Raw genomic sequence first — 22678 nt, 5'->3', positions numbered from 1 at the left:
TTCCTATTGCTTAGACAATACTTCCTGAAAATTAAGTTTCGATTAGGATAGCCAAGAAAGGCTGTGAATCCGACTACATAAGCACTTAAGATTAAGCAGCGATCGCGATTTATAATTTTGTTCTAGTCTTCCAAGAAACTATTCACTCGATAAAATCAACCCAATGACAGGTGCGATCGCTCTTTAGGCAGCTCCACAAAACAAATTGAAACAGCTATTTTTTTGTGAGCATTGTTACAGCTATTTCTAAAGCTTATTGAGCTCTACAGTTAGGGGCGTAAATAATACATTAGGGTCTGCACCAAGTCGGGGGGTAGCCCCAGGCGTTTTTGTAGATCGGCTAAATCTTGGTAGGGGCCACGGTGCGATCGCTCCCACACAATGGCCTCAGCTAAGGCCACAGGCACTCCCGGCAGACGAACCAGGCAGGAAACCGTAGCCTGGTTGAGGCTTACTGTGGGCAAAGTATCGCAGTGCTCCTCGTAATAGCAAAACGACAGCACGGCAGCCAGGGGGGTCAGCTGGGTCGGGGCCGTTCCCAATGCCGCCGCCAAATCCTCCAGGCAGTTAAACTGCACCCCGGCTTGGCGCAGGCGCACCAACCCCTGGGCTTGGCGAATCGACAGCCCCGGCAACCGCAGCCAGTCATCCACCGTCGCCCGGTTTACATCTAGAGTGAACCCCAGCTTGGCTGCCGCCTCAACCTCCTGGTAAGACTGGAGCCGATAGCTCGGTTGGCTCAAGCGAGCCGCCATAGGATGTAACTGTGCCCTCAGGCCTTGCCAATGTTTTAGCACTGTCGCATCCCTAGGCCACTTGATCTAAAAACTGGCGGCGCTTCTGCTCAAACTCCAGCTCCGAAATCAACCCCTCCTGGCGCAGGGTGTCTAGCTCCCGCAGGGCAACCCCAAGAGCGCTAACCTGGGCAGGGTCAAGGCCCACCTTGGCCCGATTGGAGGAAGACTCCATGGGGGCAAACGCATCGGCAGGTTGGGCCAGCAGTAAAAAGCCCTCAATAGCACAGGCAACCCGAGGAATCGGCGTCCAGCTTAGGAGCAAATAGAGGGTGCCCCAGACGGGCTGCCCCAGATAAAACTTGTGGAATCCGGATACTGGGGCTAACACCCCTAGCCACGCTAGAATGACGGCTGTTCGACGGGAACGCTGTGCCAACATCATCGCCCTTCGCTATCGTATGGAGCCCGTAGAAACTAAAGCTTTGAACTAGCTTGTGAATTCAGTATAAGACGGGCGTAAAGAATCGACATTGCCCTCCGGATTCTGATCCGCCGTTCTGACGAATTCCGCAACAATAGAATAAACTCCTCTATTTCTGCCCCTGAATGCCCCACGCTGCCTTCTCCCCCGAATGGCTTAAACGTTTCACCGATCCCTATGCGCTACTGGGTGTGTCAGTAGCGGCCGATGAACGGCGCATTCTCAAGCGCTATCGAGTAGTGGCCAAACAGCTGCACCCCGATGCGCTGGTCGATGTGCCAGCAGAACTGCGCCTGTTGGCCGACCAGGTGCTGCCCAAGCTAGTCAACCCCGCCTACCAGCGCCTCAAGCAAGAAAAGGGCCGCAACGAGGCGCTGGCAGCTCTCCGCTTCAAAGTGCGCCGCCTCAGCCGCGATCAGCAGCTCCAGCCCACCAGCAAACCTGGCAAATACCTGCTAGATGTGGCCGAGGCCGAGGTAGACGTGTTCTACGAGCAGGCCGTCGATCAGCTGTGCGATCGCCAATACGAGTCTCTAGCTGAGTTTGAAGCTTGCACCCAGCAGCTCAGCGAACTCAACCTGGTGTATCTGCGCCGCAAAATGGGTGCACCAGTGATTCGCGAAAAGCGTAGCGGGCTAGTATCCGCCACCACCATCGCCTCTGATTCCCCAGCAGACCACCTTGCTAATGGCGGTAGGTCAGCGGGGCAGGCCTACGCCGATCGCCACTACGGCCGAGCCCAGGAGTATCTCAAGGGCAAAAACGTTCAGGCCGCTATTCAAGAACTCAAGGATGCCCTGAAAATTGAGCCTCAAAACAGCAGCTACCACTGCCTTATGGGCCAGGCCTATCTGTTGCAAAAGCTGCCCGGCATGGCCAAGGTGCACTTCAAGCAGGCTTTGCGCCTCAATCCCAAGAATGCTGTGGCCCTCAAGTATGCTCGGCAGCTCAACCTGACCATGACTGATCCCCCGCCTCGCCCTGCCGCCACACCGACCCAGGACAAGCCCAAGCAGCCAGACAACAAGCCGTCAGACAGCCCCAAGCGATCGCTGTTTGGCAAGCTATTTTCTAAAGGTCCCAGCCGCTAAGCTCTAGCCAGTCCTCAGGCAATCCTTTGGTTTAGGGAATGATTGGCAACAAAGCCTACAGCACAGCAGTACGACCAATGTAATAAAATCGCAACGCTATCTATGATCTAGGTAGATAGATCCCCGTCGCGATCGGAGAGCCCAAGCCCTGTGAACAGCCCTGTGAATAGTTTCGACGCCAAGACCCACCTCACCGTAGGCGATACTACCTACACCATCTACAGCCTGGCCGCTGCGGCAGCGACCCTAGGCGACATTAGCCGCCTGCCCTTTAGCCTCAAGGTGCTGCTCGAAAACCTGCTGCGCCACGAAGACGGGCGATCGGTCACGGCGACAGATGTGCAGGCGGTAGCCGATTGGCTAACGGAGAAAACCTCCAACCGCGAGATTGCCTACCGCCCAGCCCGCGTGCTGATGCAAGACTTTACCGGCGTACCCGCCGTGGTCGACCTGGCCGCCATGCGCGACGCCATGGTCAACCTGGGGGGCGACCCCGACAAAATCAACCCCCTCTCTCCGGTCGATCTGGTCATCGACCACTCGGTGATGGTCGATTCCTTCGGCAGTGCCGATGCCTTTGGCCAAAACGTCGAGAAAGAATTTCAGCGCAACTTTGAGCGCTACGCCTTTTTGCGCTGGGGCCAGAGCGCCTTCGACAACTTCCGCGTGGTGCCACCGGGCACCGGCATTTGCCACCAGGTCAACCTGGAGTATCTAGCCCAGGTGGTGTGGACCAAGGCCGAAAATGGTGAAACCGTGGCCTACCCCGACACCTTAGTCGGCACCGACAGCCATACCACCATGATCAACGGCCTCTCAGTGCTGGGCTGGGGCGTGGGCGGCATTGAGGCCGAGGCGGCTATGCTAGGCCAGCCGATCTCGATGCTGATTCCTGAAGTGGTGGGCTTTAAGCTCACCGGGCAGCTGCCTGAGGGGGCTACCGCCACCGACCTAGTGCTCACCGTGGTGCAGATGCTGCGGGCCAAGGGCGTCGTCGGCAAGTTTGTCGAATTTTATGGCGGCGGCCTCGACCACCTCACCCTGGCCGATCGCGCCACCATTGCCAACATGGCCCCCGAGTACGGGGCCACCTGCGGCTTCTTCCCCATCGATGGCGAAACCATCCGCTACCTAGAGTTCTCTGGCCGCGACCCCGATCGCGTTGCCCTGGTCGAGGCCTACGCCAAAGCCCAGGGTCTCTGGCGCGATGCTGCCGCCCCCGAGCCCGTCTTTACCGACTCCCTATCGCTAGACTTAGCGACCGTAGAACCTTCTCTGGCGGGGCCAAAGCGGCCCCAAGATCGCGTCACCCTGGCAGCCCTGGCCCAGCAGTTCAAGGAAAGTGACTTCCCTGGCTTTAGCGGCAAGCCCTACGCCGAGAAGCAATCCGTCCCTGTGGCTGGCACAAACTACTCACTGACCGACGGTGACGTGGTGATCGCTGCCATCACCAGCTGCACCAACACCTCTAACCCTTCGGTGATGATTGGTGCCGGGCTAGTGGCTCGCAAAGCTCGGGCCAAAGGGCTGACTGTCAAACCCTGGGTCAAAACCTCTCTCGCCCCCGGCAGTCAGGTGGTGACTGACTATCTCGAAAAGGCCAACCTTCAGGAAGACCTAGATGCCCTGGGCTTTAACCTGGTGGGCTACGGCTGCACTACCTGCATCGGCAACTCTGGCCCCCTGTCTGGCCCCATTGCCAGCGCCATTGATGGCAACGATCTGGTGGTGGGCGCGGTGCTGTCGGGCAACCGCAACTTTGAGGGACGCGTGAGTCCTCACACCAGGGCTAACTATTTGGCCTCGCCGCCGCTGGTGGTGGCCTATGCGATCGCAGGCAACCTCGCCATCGACCTCAAAACCGACCCCATCGGCCAAGATCCCGAAGGCCGCCCCGTCTACCTCAAAGACATTTGGCCCACCAGCGCCGAAATCTTCGAGGTGATGACTGCGGCCCTCACCCCCGACATGTTCCGCAGCCGCTACAGCAACGTGTTCACCGGCACTGCCGACTGGCAGCAGATCGCCACCCCCGAGAGCCAGACCTACACCTGGAGCGGCGACAGCACCTACGTGCAAAATCCGCCCTACTTCACCGATATGGCTCCCAGCGTCAATGGTCAGGCCTTTGCCGATATCACCGGTGCCAGGCCCCTGGCAATTTTGGGCGACAGCATCACTACCGACCACATCTCCCCCGCTGGGGCAATTAAAACCGATAGCCCGGCGGGCAGCTACCTGGTGGGCAACCACGTCACCGCCGCCGACTTCAATTCCTACGGGTCGCGCCGGGGTAATCACGAGGTGATGATGCGCGGCACCTTCGCCAATATTCGCCTCAAGAATGAGATGGTGCCAGGTTCCTCCGGCGGCGTGACTAAATACATGCCCGATGGCACCGATATGTCGATTTATGATGCCGCCATGAAGTACCAGGCCAGCGGCACCCCCCTAGTGGTGATCGCGGGCAAAGAGTACGGCACTGGGTCATCCCGCGACTGGGCGGCCAAGGGCACCCGACTGCTGGGAGTTAAGGCCGTGGTAGCCGAAAGCTTCGAGCGCATCCACCGCTCCAACCTAGTGGGCATGGGGGTGCTGCCCTTGCAGTTCAAGGACGGCGTGCACCGAGACGTGCTGCACCTCGACGGCAGTGAAACCTTTGACCTCACCGGGCTTAGCGGCGGCATTCAGCCTGGTATGACCGTCAACCTGGTGATTCACCGAGGCGACAATGGCAGCACCACCGTGCCGCTGCTGTGCCGCATCGACACTCTAGATGAAGTGGAATACTTCCGCCACGGCGGCATTTTGCCCTACGTGCTGCGGCAGCTATTAGCCGCTTAGGGAGTTCTGGAACCGTGACGTTCTGTGTCCGTCAAGGGTAGAAATCCGCAGATGCTCCTAATCAACTCATCAACGACTCGTTAAGACTCGTTGAAGATGGAGGCGTGGTCAAGGCAACACCAGACCGCGCCTTCTATAGTTTGGACATTGTCAAGGGAAGTCTGACAGTACCTATTGCCACCACCATTACCAGGGATGCCGGTATGACCTCATCCATTGCCCCAGATCAGGATCCACAAGTAGTCGCAGAGCAGCTCTCTAATGAGGCGATAGACACCGCTCGGGTTGTTAGTGTGCCGTCCACTTTAACCGTTGTTGAGGCGGTCGAGTTTGAGCAACAGGTGAAGCGCCACTGCCTGAGCCAGCCAACTCCTGAAACCATCATTATTGACCTGAGCCAGACTCAATTTATCGACAGCAGTGGCTTGGGTGCCCTAGTCATCTGCTATCGCACCTGCAAAACCAAGGACATTGCCATGGTGCTGCGGGGGGTGCAAGAGCAGGTACGCATGGTGCTAGCGCTAACTGACCTCGAGCAGCTGTTTACCTTTGAACCGGTTGCCGGTGAGCCCGAGAGCCCCGCCCTTAAGCCCGAAATGCGATTTGTAGCGCTTACCACCCATCCCTCGGTGGCCTCAAAGGGCAAGCGCCTGCTGGACATTGTCGGAGCGCTGGTGGGTCTGGTGCTGACCGCAGTGCTGTCGGTGCCCATTGTGATTGCCATTAAGCTCGAAGATGGCGGCCCGATTTTCTTTCAACAGGTGCGTTGCTCGTGGATGGGCAAACGATTCCAAATCTGGAAGTTTCGCTCCATGGTGATCGATGCCGAAGCGCTTAAGGCCCAGGTCGAGAACGAAGTAGAAGGGCCGCTGTTTAAAAATGAAAACGACCCTCGCATTACTAAAGTGGGTCGCTTTCTGCGCCGCACCAGCCTCGATGAACTGCCCCAGTTTTGGAACGTATTGAAGGGCGACATGAGCCTGGTGGGCACCCGCCCCCCTACCCCCGATGAAATTGAGCAGTACAAGGTGCCCGAGTGGCAGCGCCTTGATGTCAAACCCGGCATGACCGGCGAGTGGCAGGTCAACGGCCGATCTACGGTGAAAAAGTTTGAAGACGTGATTCGGATGGATCTGGACTACCAGAAGAACTGGAGCCTGGCCTACGATATTCAGCTGATCATCAAGACCGTTTTGGTGCTGTTCTCGAAGAAGGCTGGGGCGTCTTAGTGCAGCATTGAGAACGATGCATGGGTAAATGGAGTGGCGGGTGGATGGGCCGCTCTGCTGAAAAACTCCTGACAAGCTTTATTCTCCTTGAGAATAAAGCTTGTCCACTTTAGAAAAGCCGTGCAGTCGCACCTGGTCTAGCAAGCCGCGATAGAGTAGTGGTGTTGAGGTAGCGGGCACGGTGGGCGGCATGGGGGTTCATGTTCTAGCGATCGCGGTTTGGTTGGGCAGCATCTCACTATATGGGGCCGCCTTCTTTTTCCCTGAGGTGCATCGTCGCCACGACTTTTTTTGGAGCGGAGTGGGGGCATTCTATGGCCTGGTGCTGTGGTTTAGCGCCGTTCAAACCTCGCCCGCTGAGCTGCTGGGTCATCTGGCGAGCGTGGTGCTGCTGGGCTGGCTGGGCTGGCAAACCCTGAACCTGCGCCGCAAGCGCACGCCGTTAGATTTGCAGACGCCCATTACTCAAGATTCCTGGCCGACCTTTGGACGACAGCTGAAGCAGTGGACAGTCGATCTGCTGCGGGGTACTCCCCTAGAGCGCTGGCTGCCTCAGGCAGACGACGGCAGATTGCCGGGCGATCCGGCGATCGCCACTAGCGAAATTCGAGCGTCGTCCCTCAAAGATGTGGACTACGAATTTGTCGATGAGTTGGCACCTGGCCCTCGCCGGCCATCGTTCCCTGGTGCCATCTTTTCTGAGACCGTCAGCCACATTCCAGAACCCGTTGTTCTAGAGCCTGCCAAATCTTCGGCTTCGCCACCGGTTAAGGCAACGCGATCGCCCCAGCCCCGTACCCCGCAGGCTGTGCCAGCCTCCAAGAATCCTCAGAATTCTCCCAAAACTCCCCCAAAAGCTTCTCAAGTCAAAACAAAGCAGAAGCCCCCTACGGTTGGGGTGAGGTTAGCCGGGTTAAAGGCCTGGGTGGGAGACATCGTTAAAGCCAAAACCAGCCCTAAACCCAAGCGAGCGGTGATCGAAATTCCGCCTCGGCCTTCGCCATTAGCCAAAACCAAACGTCCACCTGCTGCTAGCCCTAATCCCATTACCCCAGAGTCAGGCGTAGACCCATCCTCGATGGTGACTATCGTTGATACTGAGGCAACTGAGAGTTTTGACGGGTTTGAAGGGGACGATCCTCGTAGGGATACTCGTTCTGAGTCGGTTCCCGGTTCTGGAAAGCCGCGGGTACTCTCAGAACCCGATGCCGTTAAAGAAACCAGCTCATACCCTCAAGCCCGTGAGGTTGCCAGCATTCCCGAAGCCGAGGAAGAGGAAAATTGGCCCAGCGACCCAGAGGTTGATCCTCCCAACGCTGAACACCGAGATTAGTCCGACAATTGCCCTCAACCTGGCCTAATGTATAGAGATGGCTCACCAGAGATGGCCCCTAGCGATTGTCAAGCGGGCCGAATCTGCCATAATGGCGCGAGCATCCTTCACCTTTAGTCAACCTCCGGCTGTGACAGACCCTAAAAGCTACAAAGACACCGTTCTTCTCCCCCAAACCAGTTTTGACATGCGGGCCAACGCCACCCAGCGCGAGCCCGAGATTCAATCGTTTTGGGCTGAAAACCAAATCTACGAAACTCTGTCGACCAGCAACCCCGGCGAGGTGTTTGTGTTGCACGACGGGCCGCCCTACGCCAATGGCGACCTGCACATTGGCCACGCCCTCAACAAAATTCTCAAAGACACAATCAACAAGTACCAGCTGCTCAAGGGCCGCAAGGTGCGCTACGTGCCCGGCTGGGACTGCCATGGCCTGCCGATTGAGCTCAAGGTGCTTCAAGCCATGGACCCAGAGGCGCGGGCCAATCTGACACCGATTAAGCTGCGCTACAAGGCCAAAGCCTTTGCCCTTAAAGCGATCGATCGTCAGCGGGAGAGCTTTAAGCGCTACGGCATTTGGGGCGACTGGGATCACCCCTACCTGACGCTGCTGCCCGAGTACGAGGCGGCTCAAATCGAGGTGTTTGGCCAAATGTACCTAAAGGGCTACATCTATCGTGGCCTCAAGTCTGTCCACTGGAGCCCCACTTCTCAGACGGCCTTGGCAGAGGCCGAGTTGGAGTATCCCGAAGGCCACACCTCCCCCAGCATCTACGCGGCCTTCCCCATGGTGAGTGCGTCCCCCGACGCCAAGGCGGCGCTGGAGCCGTACCTAGGTGAGCTGGGCGTGGCGATCTGGACGACCACTCCCTGGACGATCCCCGCTAACCTGGGCGTGGCGGTGAATGGGGCACTGACCTACGCCGTCGTAGAGGTGGCGTCTGGGAAGCCGTTTAAGTACCTGATTATCGCGAAGGATCTGTGCGATCGCATGGCCCAGGTGCTCGGCTCTGAGCTAACGGTGAAAGCTGAAATCAAAGGTGCGGCCCTAGAGTACTCCACCTACCGCCATCCGCTGTTCGATCGCACCAGCCCCATTCTGATCGGCGGTGACTATGTCACCACCGAGTCGGGTACCGGCCTGGTGCATACCGCTCCCGACCACGGCGATGAAGACTTTAAGGTGGGCCAGCGCTACGGTCTGCCCGTGCTCTGCCCTGTGGATGAAAAGGGCGACATGACCGAGGCGGCCGGTCCCTTTGCTGGGCTGAATGTGCTGACCAACGCTAACCCAGCGGTGATTGAGGCCTTGGAAAAGGCGGGTTCTCTGCTTAAGCAGGAGCCCTACGTCCACAAGTACCCCTACGACTGGCGCACTAAGCAGCCCACTATCTACCGCGCCACCGAGCAGTGGTTTGCCTCAGTCGAAGGCTTCCGCGACGAGGCGCTGAAGGCAATTCAATCGGTGCAGTGGATTCCGGCCACGGGCGAAAACCGGATTACAGCTATGGTGGGCGATCGCTCCGATTGGTGCATCTCGCGCCAGCGCACCTGGGGTATGCCCATCCCCGTGTTCTACGACGAAGCCACGGGCGAACCCCTGCTGAACGAAGTAACTCTGGCCCACATCAAGGCCCTCTTTGCTGAGAAAGGCTCCGACGCCTGGTGGGAGCTGACCGAAGCGGAACTCTTGCCAGAACAGTACCGCAACAACGGCCATACCTACCGCAAGGGCACCGACACCATGGATGTGTGGTTCGACTCCGGCTCCTCTTGGGCGGCGGTAGCCCAGCAGCGCGGCGAGCTGGAATACCCGGTGGATATTTACCTAGAAGGTTCTGACCAGCACCGGGGTTGGTTCCAGTCGAGCCTGCTAACCAGCGTGGCGGTAAATGGCTGCGCCCCCTATAAGACGGTGCTCACCCACGGCTTTGCCCTCGACGAGCAGGGCCGCAAGATGAGCAAATCTATCGGCAACGTGGTTGACCCGGCGATTGTGATCAACGGCGGCAAAAATCAAAAAACAGACCCGCCCTACGGAGCCGACGTGCTGCGTCTGTGGGTGTCGTCGGTCGATTATTCCTCTGACGTGCCCCTGGGGGGCAACATTCTCAAGCAGATGTCGGACGTATATCGTAAGATTCGCAACACGGCACGGTTTTTGTTGGGCAACCTGCACGACTTCGACCCAGCGAAGGACGCGGTGCCCTACGAGCAGCTGCCCGAGCTCGATCGCTACATGCTGCATCGTATGACCGAAGTGTTTGCCGACATTACCGACGCCTTTGAGACCTACCAGTTTTTCCGGTTCTTCCAAACCGTGCAGAATTTCTGTGCGGTCGATCTGTCGAACTTTTACCTGGATGCCGCTAAGGATCGGCTGTATATCAGTGCGGCAGATTCCTTCCGACGGCGCAGTTGTCAGACGGTGCTAGCGATCGCGATCGAAAACCTGGCCCGTTCCATTGCTCCGGTGCTCTCCCACATGGCCGAAGACATTTGGCAAAACCTGCCCTACCCCACCGCCCACAAATCGGTGTTTCAAGCGGGTTGGGTGCAAATGGACGACCAATGGCAGCAGCCCGCCCTAGCGGAGCTGTGGAGCCAGATCCGCACCGTTCGCCAGGAGGTGAACCGGGTGCTAGAGCAGGCTCGCACCGCGAAGGATATTGGCTCTTCGCTAGAGGCTAAAGCGCTACTGTATGTGACCGATCCTGACCTGCGGGCGAAGCTGGCGGCGATGAATCCTACGGATGCAGTCGCCCCCGCCTCTAACCACGTGGACGAACTGCGCTACCTGTTCCTGGTTTCCCAGGTGGAGGTGTTGGATACTCCTGAAGCCTTAGCGGGCGTTAAGTGCAGTAGTGAGTCTGATGCTCTAGGCATTGGCGTAGTGGATGCCGAGGGTGAGAAGTGCGATCGCTGCTGGAACTACTCGACTCACGTGGGCGAGAGCAGCGATGATCCAACGATCTGCGATCGCTGCGTTGAGGCCCTAGCTGGAGCGTTCTAGGCTCTGTGCAATGTCCCAAATAGCGCTCACGGTTTGCCAATTGCGGCTAGTCATTGCCACACCAAGTAATTTTTCGGTGTGAGCAGCTAGCTTTGAGCGGCCAATCCCTTCGGGCGCATACAGATAAAACACCTTATCGAGCAGTCGAAAGTCTTCACTGTCTTTCCTGAGTGCTTCTAGCTTTTCTAGTTTGGGGTGTTCAGGAGGGGTAGCCAGAAACCCGAGATGTACCGCTTTCGGGTCAGCTGACGCTTGAGGAAAAGGATTTTCTGCGATGGCTCGCTGAATTTCCTGAATCTCTAAAATGAGGACACAGGGTGCAAAGTTGTACTGCTGCCCGATGGCACAGCTAATTTGACTTGAAAGCTTGAGAACGTCTTTTTCTTCGCTTTCAAACACGGCATTGCCCGATTGAATGTAGGTCTTAACCTGGCGACAGCCCACCTCCTCGAGCATCGCTACCAGCGCTTTCATGGGTAGATGACTTTTCCCACCCACATTGATGCCACGAATTAGGGCGATATAGGTGGTCATAGGGTTGCCGCAAGTCTCCTTAGTTTACGAAGTAGTAGCAATGCCTACCGCTCAATGGGGCTGATTATTTGGCTCAGCAGCCGCAGCTGGTCGGCATTGCCCATGCTAATCACCATATCGCCGGAGTAAAGGCGAGTATCGGCACTGGGGGCAAAAATCAGCATCCTATCGTCCCGGCGAATAGCCAAAATCAGTGCCCCCGACTGGCGACCCAGCTGCGCCTCAGCCAGGGTCTTGCCAATAATCGGACAGTTCTCAGGCAGCAGCAAAAACTCCTCGACATAGACCGCGCGCTCGGCCCCGGTGAGCATGCCGTCTAAGAAATCTACCACTTGGGGCCGCAGGGCCGCCGCCGCCATCCGCTTGCCGCCAGTAATGTATGGCGACACCACCACATCGGCCCCGCCCCGCTGAAGTTTGAGGATGGCCTCTTCGCTGCTGGCTCGGGCAATGGTGCGAATGCCGGGCGACAGGGTTTTGGCCGAGAGCACAATGTAGAGGTTTTCGGCATCGGAGGGCAGGGCTGCTACCAGACAGCGGGCTCGTTCTACTCCAGCCTGGAGCAGCATCTGGTCTTGGGTGGCGTCACCCTGAAGCGTGATATATCCCAACTGTTGGGCTTGCTGCACTGCGCCATCTTCAGAGTCAACCACCACAAAAGGAATGTTCTCTGCAAAAAACTCTGTGGCAACCTGGCGACCCGTGCGGCCGAGACCACAGATGATGTAGTGACCCTGCATAGACTCCATAAATCTGCGCCGCTTAAGTGAGCGAAACCCGGCTTGAAAGTGCCCCTGCACGATCGCCTCGGTGAGATTGTTGAGGATGTAGGCAATCACACCTACCCCCGTCATGATTAGCAGAATAGTAAAGAGGCGGCCCCTGGGGCTCAGCGGGTTGGTTTCGCCAAAGCCTACGGTCGAGAGAGTAATCACCGCCATGTAGATCGAGTCTAGCCAGCTCCACCCCTCCACAAAGTGGTACCAAAACACGCCCGACACCATTACACAGCCCAGGGCGATCGCCCCACGAATCAGGTGTTGCCGGGTGCGCCGATAGTTTTCTTCAACAATCGTTTCGCCATAGCGAGGGCGGTTTTGACGCACAGGTGTTGACCGCTGAACCTCTAGATCTGAACGTGGCCCCAAGCCCGGCCATGCCGTAGCTTACCGCAGCCCTAGCTGCCCTAAATTGTAAAAGCAAAACGCCCTGGGCTTAGCCAGGGCGCAACGGTGCTCAATTGAAAAAAGCTTTAGTCGGCCAAGCGCACTCGCCCAGAGCGAATACTGTCAAATACTTGGTTGATGTACTGGCGATCGCGGGTGGTCAGCAAAGGATTGCTCAACATTGCCGTCGACAGGCTCAGATGGTCGCGGCGGCTCAAAGTCCCTTGCTCTATGGCAACGCTGACAAGCGACTGAATATCTGGGGCAGGTAGAAACGACACCATGATTGCAAATCCTCGATTCAGGAGTGACGATAGTAGAAGCATGCAGGGCTGCACCGCAGCGGTTGTAGCCCTTGCTACAATTTGATGCTTCCTCCAGCATGCCCAATCTCTAAACACTACGGTTGAGCAACTGGTGAAGATTCAGTAAACCTGCATTAAAGCTTGGTCAACAGCAGGTATTCCACAGAAAAGTTACGGAAAAAACAGTTCAAAGCCAGGAGCACCCCATGGACATTCACCGGGTAGCGGCCTTCCGCGACAACTATATTTTTGTGCTCCACGATGTTGAGCGGGGGCAGGCTGCCGTGGTTGACCCCGGCGACGCCGAGCCAGTGTTCCACACCCTAAAACAGCTAGGTGCAACGCTGACTGCCATTTTCAATACCCACCACCACAGCGACCACGTGGGCGGCAACCGCCAGCTGTTAGAGCAATTTCCCCAGGCTCAGGTCTACGGTGGCATCGAAGATCGGGGTCGTATTCCTGGGCAGACCCATTTTTTGCAGGAGGGCGATCGGGTACCGATCTGCGATTGCCAGGCCGAGGTTATTTTTGTGCCCGGCCATACCCGTGCCCACATCGCCTACTACGTAGCTCCGGCTACCCCCCACGACTGGGGAGAACTCTTCTGCGGTGATACCTTGTTTGCTGGGGGCTGCGGTCGCCTATTTGAGGGCACCCCCCAGCAGATGGTTGAGTCGCTGGGCAAGCTGCGTCAGCTGCCTGACCAAACCAGAGTGTGGTGCGCCCACGAGTACACGCTGAGCAACCTCAAGTTTGCTGTCACCGTGGATGGCACCAATGCTGCTCTACAACAGCGGTTGAAACAGGTCCAGGCTGCCCGCGCTCAAGACCAGCCTACGGTGCCCACCGAGCTAGGGCTCGAAAAGCAGACCAATCCCTTTCTCCGGTGGGATCAAGCTAACCTACAGCAGGCGATGAACAGCACCTCGACTGTACAGACCTTTGCCCGGCTGAGGGGCAAAAAAGACCTGTTCTAGGCTCTGGCTAGGGAACGGGTGCTATACAATCACAACAGCGCATCCTGGGGTTAAATCACCCTAGACCACAACTATTTAGAAGGGCGACACCTGGCTATGATGCTCAAATCGACCACTCGGCATGTTCACATTTATACCGCCATTGTTGCCAACAACGAGTTGGTGCCTAGCGACGACAAACTCACCCTAGACATTGACCCCGACAACGAGTTTAACTGGTCTGACGATGCCATCAAGGCCGTCTATGCCGAGTTTGATCGCCTCGTTGATGCCGCCGCCGGAGAAGACTTGACCGACTATAATCTGCGCCGCATCGGCTCCGATCTAGAGCATTTTATCCGGCAACTCCTGCAGCAAGGGGCGATTAGCTACAACCTCAAGAGCCGCGCTCTTAACTACAGCATGGGGCTGCCTCGGGTTGAGGCTGATAAGTCGGCTGGCTAGGGCTATCCCTGGCCTTTTCCTAGGCGGCAACGGCTTTGGAAAAAGATGTAGAAGAATAGGTAAGGTATTGCCCAGACTTGGCGCTATTCGAGGTCATTTAGGCTGAGGGCTAAAGATTCTGGCATTAGATAGGCTGGGGTTAGATACCATGAGAGATTAAGAGCTGTTTACCTACCCCAAACGGATCGTGATCCAGTGCTCTAATCCATCCTGTCGGTCGGTTTCGACCCCACCTGCCAGCCACTGTAAGGTCTGCCAAACTCCCCTGCTGTATCATTTTGTGCTGGCGGTTGGTGATGGGCCGTTAACGGGGCGCTCTGGCACGCTGATCGCCGGGCGCTTTTTGGTTTGGGGCGAGGGTCAAAAACGAGCCCAGGGGAGGCAGCAGCTTTGGCTCGACACGCGCCCCGATACCCCACCACCTCCCCTAGAGAAGATTCCGGCCTCGGTAATGGCTTACCTGAAGCTGTTTCACTTGGCCCAGCAGGTTCCTCGCCCCTACGCTTACCTGACCTCAGAGCAAACTGGGTTGGCGGCTACGGTACTGCTCCTAGACAGTGCTCCCATCGCTGTGCGGCTGCATCCACAGACTGTTGCTGAGAAAGGCCCCCCTCCTGGGCAGGGAAAAATTGAAGCCGCCATCCTCCCCTCCCTAGCTCAACGGTGGCCAGAGGGTTCGCCGTTGCAGCAGCTCAACTGGTTACGGCAGGTAGCCGCTCTGTGGCCAACGCTGATAGAAGAGCACCTAGCCACTACTCTCTTAGAACTCGATGACTTGCGGGTAGATGGTGCGCTGCTGCGGCTCACCACGCTAGTAGCTGACGATCCTAGTCCTACTTTGGTTCAGCTTAGCCAGCGATGGCAGTCGCTGGTGGCTACGGCTCAACCCCAGGTGCGCCCCTACCTCAGCTGGCTGTGTAAGGCCCTTAAAGAGGGGAAATTAGCCTCTGATCAAGAGCTGGTAGCCGAGCTGGAGGGAGCGATTCATACTCTGGCCCAGGGTTTGTCAGCGACGGTGGATTGGGCGGCGGATACCGATCAGGGGCCAACCCGCGATCGCAACGAAGATGCCTGCTATCCCGAAAATGACCCGCGCCAGCAGCGGCTGCCCAGCTCGGCCGACAGCATCGACACCCTGCCACTGCTGCTGGTGTGCGACGGCATCGGCGGCCATGAGCAGGGTAGTGTGGCTTCCCAAACGGCTATTAAGCTGCTTCAGCAGGAGCTAGAACCCCTCACTCAGCAGGATTATCCATCTCCGGGGGCGATCGCCCAGCGCCTCAGGCAGGCCCTCATTTTGGCCAACGATGCCATCTCTGCCCGCAACAACGATGAGAATCGCTCAGCCCGTGCCCGGATGGGCACCACCGTAGTGGTGGCTTTGGTGCATTTTCCCTACGTTTCTATCGCCCACATTGGCGACAGTCGCGCCTACCGCATCAGCCCCTACACCTGCTACCAAATCACCGTTGATGACGACGTTGCTTCCCGAGAGGCCCAAATGGGCTACGCCCTCTACTCGGAGGCCGTCCAGCTGCCCAGCGGCGGGGCACTCATTCAGGCGTTGGGCATTAGCGACTCGGGGATGCTTTACCCCTCCGTCCAGCATCTGCTGCTCGATGACCCGATGGTGCTGCTGCTCTGCTCTGACGGTCTTAGCGACTACGATCGCGTCGAAATCCTCGCTCCCCACCTGGTAACGCCCCTAATTACGGCCTCTGGCCCTCTTAGTCCGGTTGTAGCCGCCCTAATTCAGCATGCGAATCGGCTCAATGGCCACGACAACGTCACCGTTGGGCTGATGCGGTTTATGCCTCAGATAGGCCCGCTGCCGACCCTGCCTGCGGGCTCCTTACGGCAGGCAGATAAAATTATCCCCAGCATTCTCGAGGGTTCTCCCCTGGCCGGCGATGCAGCCGTAACGCCGTCAACTCGCCTAGTGGCCCCAGCCTCACCAGTCGATCCAACCCCGGCTCCTAGACGTTCGGGCTTTCCTTGGGTGCCCTTTTTGGGAGGTGTTGGTGTGGTGCTCGCCGCCCTAGCAGGCGTGGGCTTAGCCTTGAACCGCAGTTCCTCTGAGCCTGTCGCTTTCCGGCCAATGGCCTTGTCAGGGTTGGTACCTGCTTTGGCGGGGCGACCGCTGCCAGAGGCCGCCTTGGCCGCCATTGTTGAGATCGCTGTTGGCTCGTTTTGGCAGTCTGCCCCGCCTTTAAGTGCAACCGGTAATAGTGAACTGCTACAGCTAGGTCAACAGCCTGCCTTGAGTACGGCGGCAGGCGAGACTCGAGCCGTAGCTACAGGCAGCGTACTCAGGGTTGTCAGTCGCCAGACCACGGCAGACAATGTCGAATGGGTGCGGTTGCGGGTCTGCTCAATTCCCTCGGGCGAGTCCCTTGACCAACAACCTCAGGAAACCAATCAACCCCCTTCTGCCCTGCCTACCGCCCCTAATCTGGGTCAACGCCTATTAGCTCCGGGAGAAGAGGGTTGGGTGCAGACTCGCCAGATCTACGGGGCAGGCGCATTGCTAAAGCTAGTCACCCCGGCCCAAGCGGGTCGCTGCACGCCCTAGCTGCCGCCCCTCACTTACCCCTTGGCCCTATGCCCTAGGCCTGCCTATGCCGTCGTCCGATGACCTTACCCTGTGCCTTGCCATCGATCGCCTCACCCAGGCCGACTCTACCCACTACGCCATTTGGGTACTAGAGAGTCCGTTCCCGGGGGGCTATGCCCATCACGATCGCCTCTGGGATGGCCAAATGGCCCAAATCTGGGAGAGCTGGCAGCAGTTTTTTTCGCTGCGAGGGCTGCCCCAGGTGCCCCACGTGCCCTCGGCCTATGTGCCTCAGTTTCACCTCGACGATCTGCTCGATCGGGTGGCCCCGACGGCGGAAGCCGGGGGCTACACCGGCCGGTTGATGCAGGGGCTGGGGGTCAGCCTGTGGGAATGGTTGTTTGACGGCCCCATTCGCCAGACCCTAGAGCGCAGCCTGGGCATAGCGATCGGCCAAAATCGCCCGCTCAAACTGCGGCTAGAGGTGCGCCCTCCCGAACTGATCAGCCTGCCTTGGGAAATTATGCAGCCCCAGCCTGGCTGCCCTGCCCTTTCGCTGGGGCCTCAGGTGTTATTTAGCCGCACCGCTAGCACCGTCGAACCGCTGCCTGCGGCAGAGCCCGACATCTCACTGCGAATTCTGCTGGTGCTGGGTCAAGATGACCCCGGCACCAGCGCTGGAGACACTGAGCAGGTCTTGCAGCTGCCCCAGGAAGCTGAGGCTCTGAAGCAGCTACTGGAGCTGAGCGCCTCTCGCCTGAGCTACCGGGGGGCGAGCCCAGTGGTTTGCCAGGTGCAAACCCTGCTAGAACCCGATGCCAAAACCCTGCTTAAGGCCTTAGAAACTGGCTACTTTAACGTATTCTTCTATGCCGGTCATGGGGTGCCCGCTCCCGACGGCGGCATGCTATTTCTGCGCCAGGGGGGCAGCCTCAGCGGCACCGAGCTGGCCCAGGGGCTGGCCCACAACGGCATTCGTCTGGCGGTGTTCAACACCTGCTGGGGGGCTCAGCCCGACCTGCAACAGCAGCAGGTCATCCCCCGCAGCAGTCTGGCGGAGGTGCTGCTGCACCACGGGGTGCCGGCGGTGCTGGCCATGCGCGACTCCATTGCCGACGAGGAGGCGCTGAGTTTCATTCAGGTGCTGGCTCGGGGGCTAGCCGAGCGGCAGCCTGTCGATCAGGCAGTGGCCTTGGCTCGACAACACCTGTTGACGGCCTACCGCTTTAACCACCCGGCCTGGACGCTGCCGGTGCTGTACCAGCATCCCCAGTTTGAAGGGCATTTGCTGCGCGAGGCAGCCTTAGCTGTAACCCAGCTACCCGGACAAGACCTGCGCATGACCCAATCGGTAGTGCTGCGCTGTCTGGCCACCCCGAGTCGCCTGTGGCGGCTCTACGACGGCTATCTGCGGGTGGGGCGACTGCCCGACAACGACTTAGTGATTTTAGAACCCTGGGTCTCGGGGCAGCACGCCGAAATTTTCTGCCGCACCCAGTTTGAGAACGGCGCGCAGGAGACCTACTATTACTTACGCGATCGCTCCCGCTATGGGTCGTACTACTTTGATAACCACAGCTGGCACCACGTCCACCGGGCCGAGGTGCCCCTCGCCCTGGGTACGGCTATTCGGTTTGGCAGTCCCGAAGGCGAATTAATGGAATTTACCCTTGAGGGTAGCCCAAAATCGTCCCCGCCCTGCTAGGGAAATTGTTCACTCCGTACGGAATCTCCCAGTAGCGCAATGTATCCACAGTCATCAGGTTTTGTTACCCTCTTGTGCATCTGTAGATAACGCTATGAATCAGTCTTCCCTGTCTTCTAACTCCGCCGCTGAGTCCGCCATGGCCACTGAACACGATTTGCTTGCCAGTATTCTCAACCCCGAAACCGGGTATCCCTGGCAACCGTTGGCCCCCGAGGCCGAAGCCTACCTGGCTAGCCTAGAGACAGAGTTTGAGGTCCTCGACGGCGGGGAGACGAATGCTGCGATCGCAGCGGGATGGCAAGTTCTATCTGCCCAGATGGCAACCCAGATGGGCGACCCCGAGTCTCAGCCGACCGTGAATCCGGTGCTTGAGCAACTGCGGCAGTTTCAGAGTCGTGTACCCAGCGAGCTGCTGCACCGTCTGGCGAGCTCTGCCACTGCCCTGGCTCGCAGTGGTCAACCCCTGATCGAGCAGCTGGTACAGTGCGTGGATGACATTCTGCCCGGCTGGAACGCTGACGATTTGGCGGTACTGGCTCGCCCCTTGGCCTACTCTCTACGTGATGGCCGGGGCGAAATTTTAGAGCTTAATTTGCGGGCGATTCCGGCGACTGACTGGGACTCGCTATCTAGCCTGGAGCAAGCGCGGCTCACCCTGACCGTAGCCTCGGTGGCCCTCAAGGTGGCCCAGAGCGAAGGTAGCGAACCTCTATAGATAACTTTTATACAAATCCTTCTACCGGGGGTGGCGATCGCGGCAATGAGTTAGCGATTCTGTATCACAGCGACTACCAAGCCCTAATGCTCCGTTACGTTCTCGTAATGCTTCACTGACACGGCCCAATTTCCGGGGAAATCATGGGGGTGGTTGCTTCTCATCCACATTATTCTCCAAGGTCTATGGGACTCTACCTCACCCCCTGGTTACGTCGTCAGCAGGCTCGCTATCGTCATCGGCAGGCCTTGACTCAGATGCGAAAGGGCAATGTTGAGGTGGCGCTGACGGTTTTGCCCCAGGCCCTAGACCACTCGCCCTGTCCAGCCGACATCCACATCGAACTGGGTAAGGCCCACTGGCAAATGGGGGATACAACGGCGGCGCTGGAGCATTTTTCGGCGGCGATCGCCCTTGACTCCACCAGCGTGCGCGCCTATGGCAATCGCGGTCTGCTCCACTGTCAGCAGGGGCGAGATGACCTGGCCCTGGCCGACTGGCAGCAGGCGCTTCAGCACCAGCCCGGCCATGCTCTAATTCACTACAACCGGGGGCTGCTGTATTTTCGGCAGCAGGACTACACCGCCGCCTTGGCTGACTTTGACGCTGCCCTGGACGCCAACCCCAATCTGGCTGAGGTCTACCTGCACCGGGGCCACGTTCATGAGCGGCTGGGTCAAACCGCCGCCGCTGCCCACGATTGGGAACTGGCTCTCTGCAACGATCTCAACCTCGATCAGGCACGGCTGAAGCTGCATCACTTGCAGCAGGTTCACCGCGATCGCGCCCTCTCCCAACGCCTACAGGCTGAGCTGGGGCTCAGGCAGATTGTTGTCGAGGTCGAGCATCAAGACGGGCATCTCCACATTCAAGTACATCGCCCGGTAGGGGTTGGCCTCAACTATTTCACCCTACCCAATCAAATTCGCGCCCTGCTCGTCAGCTGGCAAATAGACGACATTTACAGCTTCGACCTCACGGGCCAGGTGCAAGACCAGTCGATGGTCGAGTGGCGAGGCCATTACAAGGTGTTTCAGGGGCAGCCCTGCCCTCCAGCCCGGTGGCGTCGGGTGCTGCTGACCGCCTTCGTAATTTTTCCGCCCCTGGGCATTCCGGCCCTGGCCTACGCGATGAACCTGCGCCAAGCCTACCAGCAGGGAGACTACCTCAGCGCCCTGCGAGCCTCTAAAGCTATTCAGGGGCTGTGCCGCACCGGGGGCATTATTTCCCTGACTCTGGTGACCTTGCTAGGGGGCTACTGGGGCTACCAACGCCTCTACGGTCCGCCCGAAGCCTCGGCTGCACCCGTAGAGCTAGCTAAGCCACCGATTCCGGCTGAGGCTGATAACTAGCCGCTAGCTCGGCTGGGTTCATGGTTTCGTAGCGCTCAAAGGGCTGATGAATCCAGGGGTTGTCGGGCAAGTAGACCACGTGATAGTCCGGCTCGATGATCGATTCGGCTTTGTACCAGAGCACCGCTGTCCGCACATCTTCAATGTAAAAACCATATTTGTGGTGCAGCCAGGCCATAGATTTCTTGAGGCTGTAGCCCGAATCGACTAGGTCATCAACGATCAGCACCTGGCTACCCAGGCTGGGGGTGGTCATGCTCAGATCGCGGGAGAAGGTAATCGACCCTCGGGTACGACCATCGGCCCCACCGTAGGAAGCGGTGGACAGAATTGCCAGGGGCACATCGAACAGTCGACAGAGGGTGTCGCCGATGCGCAGCCCCCCTTTAGCCAGGCAGACAATTTGATTGAATTCCCAGCCCGACTCGTATATTTGAATTGCCAGCTTTTCAATATCCCGGTGGTAGTCGTCCCAGCTTACGTAAAAATCAGCCATGTCCATCCTCCTTTGAAGCGGCCCCCAGCAGGCCGCTGTGCTCAGCCCGATTTAAGCTTCAATTAAGCCCAAGTGTAGAGTTTTGCCTAGGGAAGCGCTACAGTTCCTAAGCTGGACTCGGTGTAAAGCATTGTGCAATGGGGAAATAATACACTGAGGACGCCTTTTGAATGGTTGCCCCAAGCTGTTGCCTTGTCATCGATCGAGTGTGGATTCACTAAGCAGGTAATCTATGGCTTTTAAACTGCCTTCTCCCGCCGCTGCCCCCGCTAAGTTTTCCCTGTGGGGCAAGCTGGCGTTTGGGGCTGGAGACATTGGGCCAGGGATGACCGCCAACCTGCTGTCGTTTTCGTTTTTGATCTTTTTGACGACGGCGGCGGGCCTCAGCCCGGTGGCGGCGGGGTCAGTGCTGGCGATCGGGCGCATTTGGGATGCGGTCAACGACCCGTTTATCGGCTACCTGAGCGATAAAACTCGCACCCGTTGGGGCCGCCGCTACCCTTGGATCGTGCTGGGGGCAATTCCGTTTGGGGTAACCTTCTTTCTCACCTGGGTGGTGCCGGGGTGGGAGAGCGACACCGCTCGGTTTTGGTACTACGTGGTGATGTCGCTGCTGTTTCAGGTGTTCTATACAGTAGTGAACCTGCCCTACACCACTCTCACCGCCGAGCTGACTAAGGACTACGACGAACGTACTGAACTGACGGCTTTTCGGCTGGGCTCGTCGCTGTTTGGGGCGATCGCCGCTCTCGGCCTCGGCCTAGTTATTACTCAGATAATCACGGATCAACGCCAGCAGTACTTAATGCTGGGGGGAATCTGCGCGGTGCTGTCGGTGCTGCCGCTGCTGTGGTGCGTTTGGGGCACCTATCCCTATGCAGTGCAGCGCAACGCCCTCCAGCCCGCCGACACTGAAGAAGCGGCGCTGCCCTTTTTCCAGCAGATCAAGGTGGTCTTTTCCAATCGGGCCTTTGTGTTTGTGGTTGGCATCTACCTGTTTGCCTGGCTGGCCCTACAGATGACCGCCAGCATCATTCCTTTTTACGCCACCTTTTGGATGGGGCTTGACTCTTACTTTTTAGTGGCACTGCTGGTGCAGGGCACCGCCATTTTGATGATGGTGGTGGTCAACTACCTCAGTCGTCGCCTAGGCAAGCAGGAGGTGTTTTACATCGGCATTGGCACCTGGATTATTGCCCAGATTGCGCTGTTCTTTGTGCAGCCGGGGCAGGTGGCAGCACTCTATCTGCTGTGCATTGTGATTAGCTTTGGGGTAGCTACCGCCTATGTAGTACCCTGGGCTATGCTGCCCGATGTGATTGAGCTAGATGAGATCAAAACCGGCCAGCGGCGAGAGGGCATTTTCTACGCCTTTATGACGCTGCTGCAAAAGGTGGGTCTGGCCCTAGGGCTGTTTTTGGTAAGCTTGGCCCTTCAATTTTCAGGGTTTGTTAGCGAGGCGGCTCAGCAGTCTGACTCGGCTCTGCTGGCAATTCGCATTTTTATTGGCCCAGTCCCTATGGTGCTGCTAGCGATGTCAATGCTGTTGACCCGCTTTTACCCTATCACTCGTCAGATGCACGAAGAAATGTTGCTGCAATTGGCTGAGCGCGATCGCAACCAGGAGCCGCATAAGGACGACTCAAGTGTTTAAACTGCTTAAGCCAACGCTACTAAGCTAGTGACTCAGATTGCA

General features: G+C 58.0%; 18 protein-coding genes. 12 read left to right on the top strand and 6 right to left on the bottom strand.

Going from position 1 to position 22678, the window contains the following annotated elements; all coding sequences use genetic code 11:
* Positions 1-269: 269 nt before the first annotated feature.
* Both H6F57_RS10285 and H6F57_RS10280 read right to left on the bottom strand, forming a co-directional pair.
* The gene (locus H6F57_RS10285) at positions 270-755 is read right to left on the bottom strand and encodes a ComEA family DNA-binding protein (RefSeq protein WP_190630213.1); all 486 of its coding nucleotides are present in this window, start codon (positions 753-755) and stop codon (positions 270-272) included.
* 52 nt (positions 756-807) lie between these two features.
* A complete protein-coding gene (locus tag H6F57_RS10280) occupies positions 808-1179 on the bottom strand; it encodes an NINE protein (RefSeq protein WP_190630215.1) in 372 nt (123 codons plus the stop codon).
* A 164-nt stretch (positions 1180-1343) separates the two neighbouring features.
* On the opposite strand from H6F57_RS10280, the gene H6F57_RS10275 reads away from it, so the two are divergent.
* The 5 genes from H6F57_RS10275 to ileS all read left to right on the top strand — a co-directional run bounded on the left by H6F57_RS10275 (position 1344) and on the right by ileS (position 10728).
* Positions 1344-2309: a J domain-containing protein gene (locus tag H6F57_RS10275; RefSeq protein ID WP_190630217.1), complete on the top strand. Its 966-nt coding sequence runs from the start codon at positions 1344-1346 to the stop codon at positions 2307-2309.
* A gap of 162 nt (positions 2310-2471) precedes the next feature.
* Entirely contained in the window at positions 2472-5153 is a 2682-nt protein-coding gene (acnA, locus tag H6F57_RS10270) for an aconitate hydratase AcnA (RefSeq protein WP_313933658.1), read from the top strand.
* Positions 5154-5356: 203 nt separating this feature from the next.
* Positions 5357-6382, top strand: coding sequence for an anti-sigma factor antagonist (locus H6F57_RS10265; RefSeq protein WP_190630221.1), 1026 nt, complete (start codon positions 5357-5359; stop codon positions 6380-6382).
* A 190-nt stretch (positions 6383-6572) separates the two neighbouring features.
* The gene (locus H6F57_RS10260) at positions 6573-7715 is read left to right on the top strand and encodes a Ycf66 family protein (protein WP_190630223.1); all 1143 of its coding nucleotides are present in this window, start codon (positions 6573-6575) and stop codon (positions 7713-7715) included.
* A gap of 130 nt (positions 7716-7845) precedes the next feature.
* Positions 7846-10728 carry an isoleucine--tRNA ligase gene (ileS, locus tag H6F57_RS10255; RefSeq protein ID WP_313933659.1) on the top strand — a complete coding sequence of 961 codons (2883 nt, stop codon included), beginning with the start codon at positions 7846-7848 and terminating at the stop codon, positions 10726-10728.
* On the opposite strand, the gene H6F57_RS10250 is transcribed toward ileS, so the two are convergent.
* From H6F57_RS10250 to H6F57_RS10240, 3 genes are all read right to left on the bottom strand, one after another.
* Entirely contained in the window at positions 10711-11262 is a 552-nt protein-coding gene (locus H6F57_RS10250; protein ID WP_190630225.1) for a DUF1697 domain-containing protein, read from the bottom strand. The genes ileS and H6F57_RS10250 overlap by 18 nt on opposite strands.
* A 44-nt stretch (positions 11263-11306) precedes the next feature.
* A complete protein-coding gene (locus tag H6F57_RS10245; protein ID WP_190630227.1) occupies positions 11307-12368 on the bottom strand; it encodes an NAD-binding protein in 1062 nt (353 codons plus the stop codon).
* A 146-nt stretch (positions 12369-12514) separates the two neighbouring features.
* Positions 12515-12712 (bottom strand): hypothetical protein, encoded by a 198-nt coding sequence (locus H6F57_RS10240; RefSeq protein ID WP_190630229.1) that lies wholly within the window; start codon positions 12710-12712, stop codon positions 12515-12517.
* A gap of 227 nt (positions 12713-12939) precedes the next feature.
* On the opposite strand from H6F57_RS10240, the gene gloB reads away from it, so the two are divergent.
* From gloB to H6F57_RS10210, 6 genes are all read left to right on the top strand, one after another.
* On the top strand, positions 12940-13713 hold the full coding sequence (gene gloB, locus H6F57_RS10235; RefSeq protein WP_190630231.1) for a hydroxyacylglutathione hydrolase: 774 nt from the start codon (positions 12940-12942) through the stop codon (positions 13711-13713).
* Positions 13714-13809: 96 nt separating this feature from the next.
* Positions 13810-14157 carry an NAD(P)H-quinone oxidoreductase subunit M gene (locus H6F57_RS10230; protein WP_190630233.1) on the top strand — a complete coding sequence of 116 codons (348 nt, stop codon included), beginning with the start codon at positions 13810-13812 and terminating at the stop codon, positions 14155-14157.
* 187 nt (positions 14158-14344) lie between these two features.
* Positions 14345-16729, top strand: a complete 2385-nt coding sequence (locus tag H6F57_RS10225) for a protein phosphatase 2C domain-containing protein (protein ID WP_190630235.1) — start codon at positions 14345-14347, stop codon at positions 16727-16729.
* A 46-nt stretch (positions 16730-16775) separates the two neighbouring features.
* On the top strand, positions 16776-18416 hold the full coding sequence (locus H6F57_RS10220) for a CHAT domain-containing protein (protein WP_190630237.1): 1641 nt from the start codon (positions 16776-16778) through the stop codon (positions 18414-18416).
* 94 nt (positions 18417-18510) lie between these two features.
* Positions 18511-19134: a hypothetical protein gene (locus H6F57_RS10215; RefSeq protein ID WP_190630239.1), complete on the top strand. Its 624-nt coding sequence runs from the start codon at positions 18511-18513 to the stop codon at positions 19132-19134.
* 185 nt (positions 19135-19319) lie between these two features.
* Positions 19320-20486, top strand: a complete 1167-nt coding sequence (locus H6F57_RS10210; RefSeq protein WP_190630241.1) for a tetratricopeptide repeat protein — start codon at positions 19320-19322, stop codon at positions 20484-20486.
* On the opposite strand, the gene H6F57_RS10205 is transcribed toward H6F57_RS10210, so the two are convergent.
* On the bottom strand, positions 20452-20982 hold the full coding sequence (locus H6F57_RS10205; protein WP_190630243.1) for a phosphoribosyltransferase family protein: 531 nt from the start codon (positions 20980-20982) through the stop codon (positions 20452-20454). The genes H6F57_RS10210 and H6F57_RS10205 overlap by 35 nt on opposite strands.
* A gap of 232 nt (positions 20983-21214) precedes the next feature.
* Between H6F57_RS10205 and H6F57_RS10200 the strand changes: the two genes are divergently transcribed.
* Positions 21215-22636, top strand: coding sequence for an MFS transporter (locus H6F57_RS10200; RefSeq protein WP_190630245.1), 1422 nt, complete (start codon positions 21215-21217; stop codon positions 22634-22636).
* Positions 22637-22678: the final 42 nt, after the last annotated feature.

Source organism: Leptolyngbya sp. FACHB-60 (genome assembly GCF_014695775.1).
Taxonomy (GTDB): domain Bacteria; phylum Cyanobacteriota; class Cyanobacteriia; order Phormidesmidales; family Phormidesmidaceae; genus Nodosilinea.
Note: the sequence above shows the minus strand (reverse complement) of the source record. Positions and strands in the feature narration are given on the sequence as shown.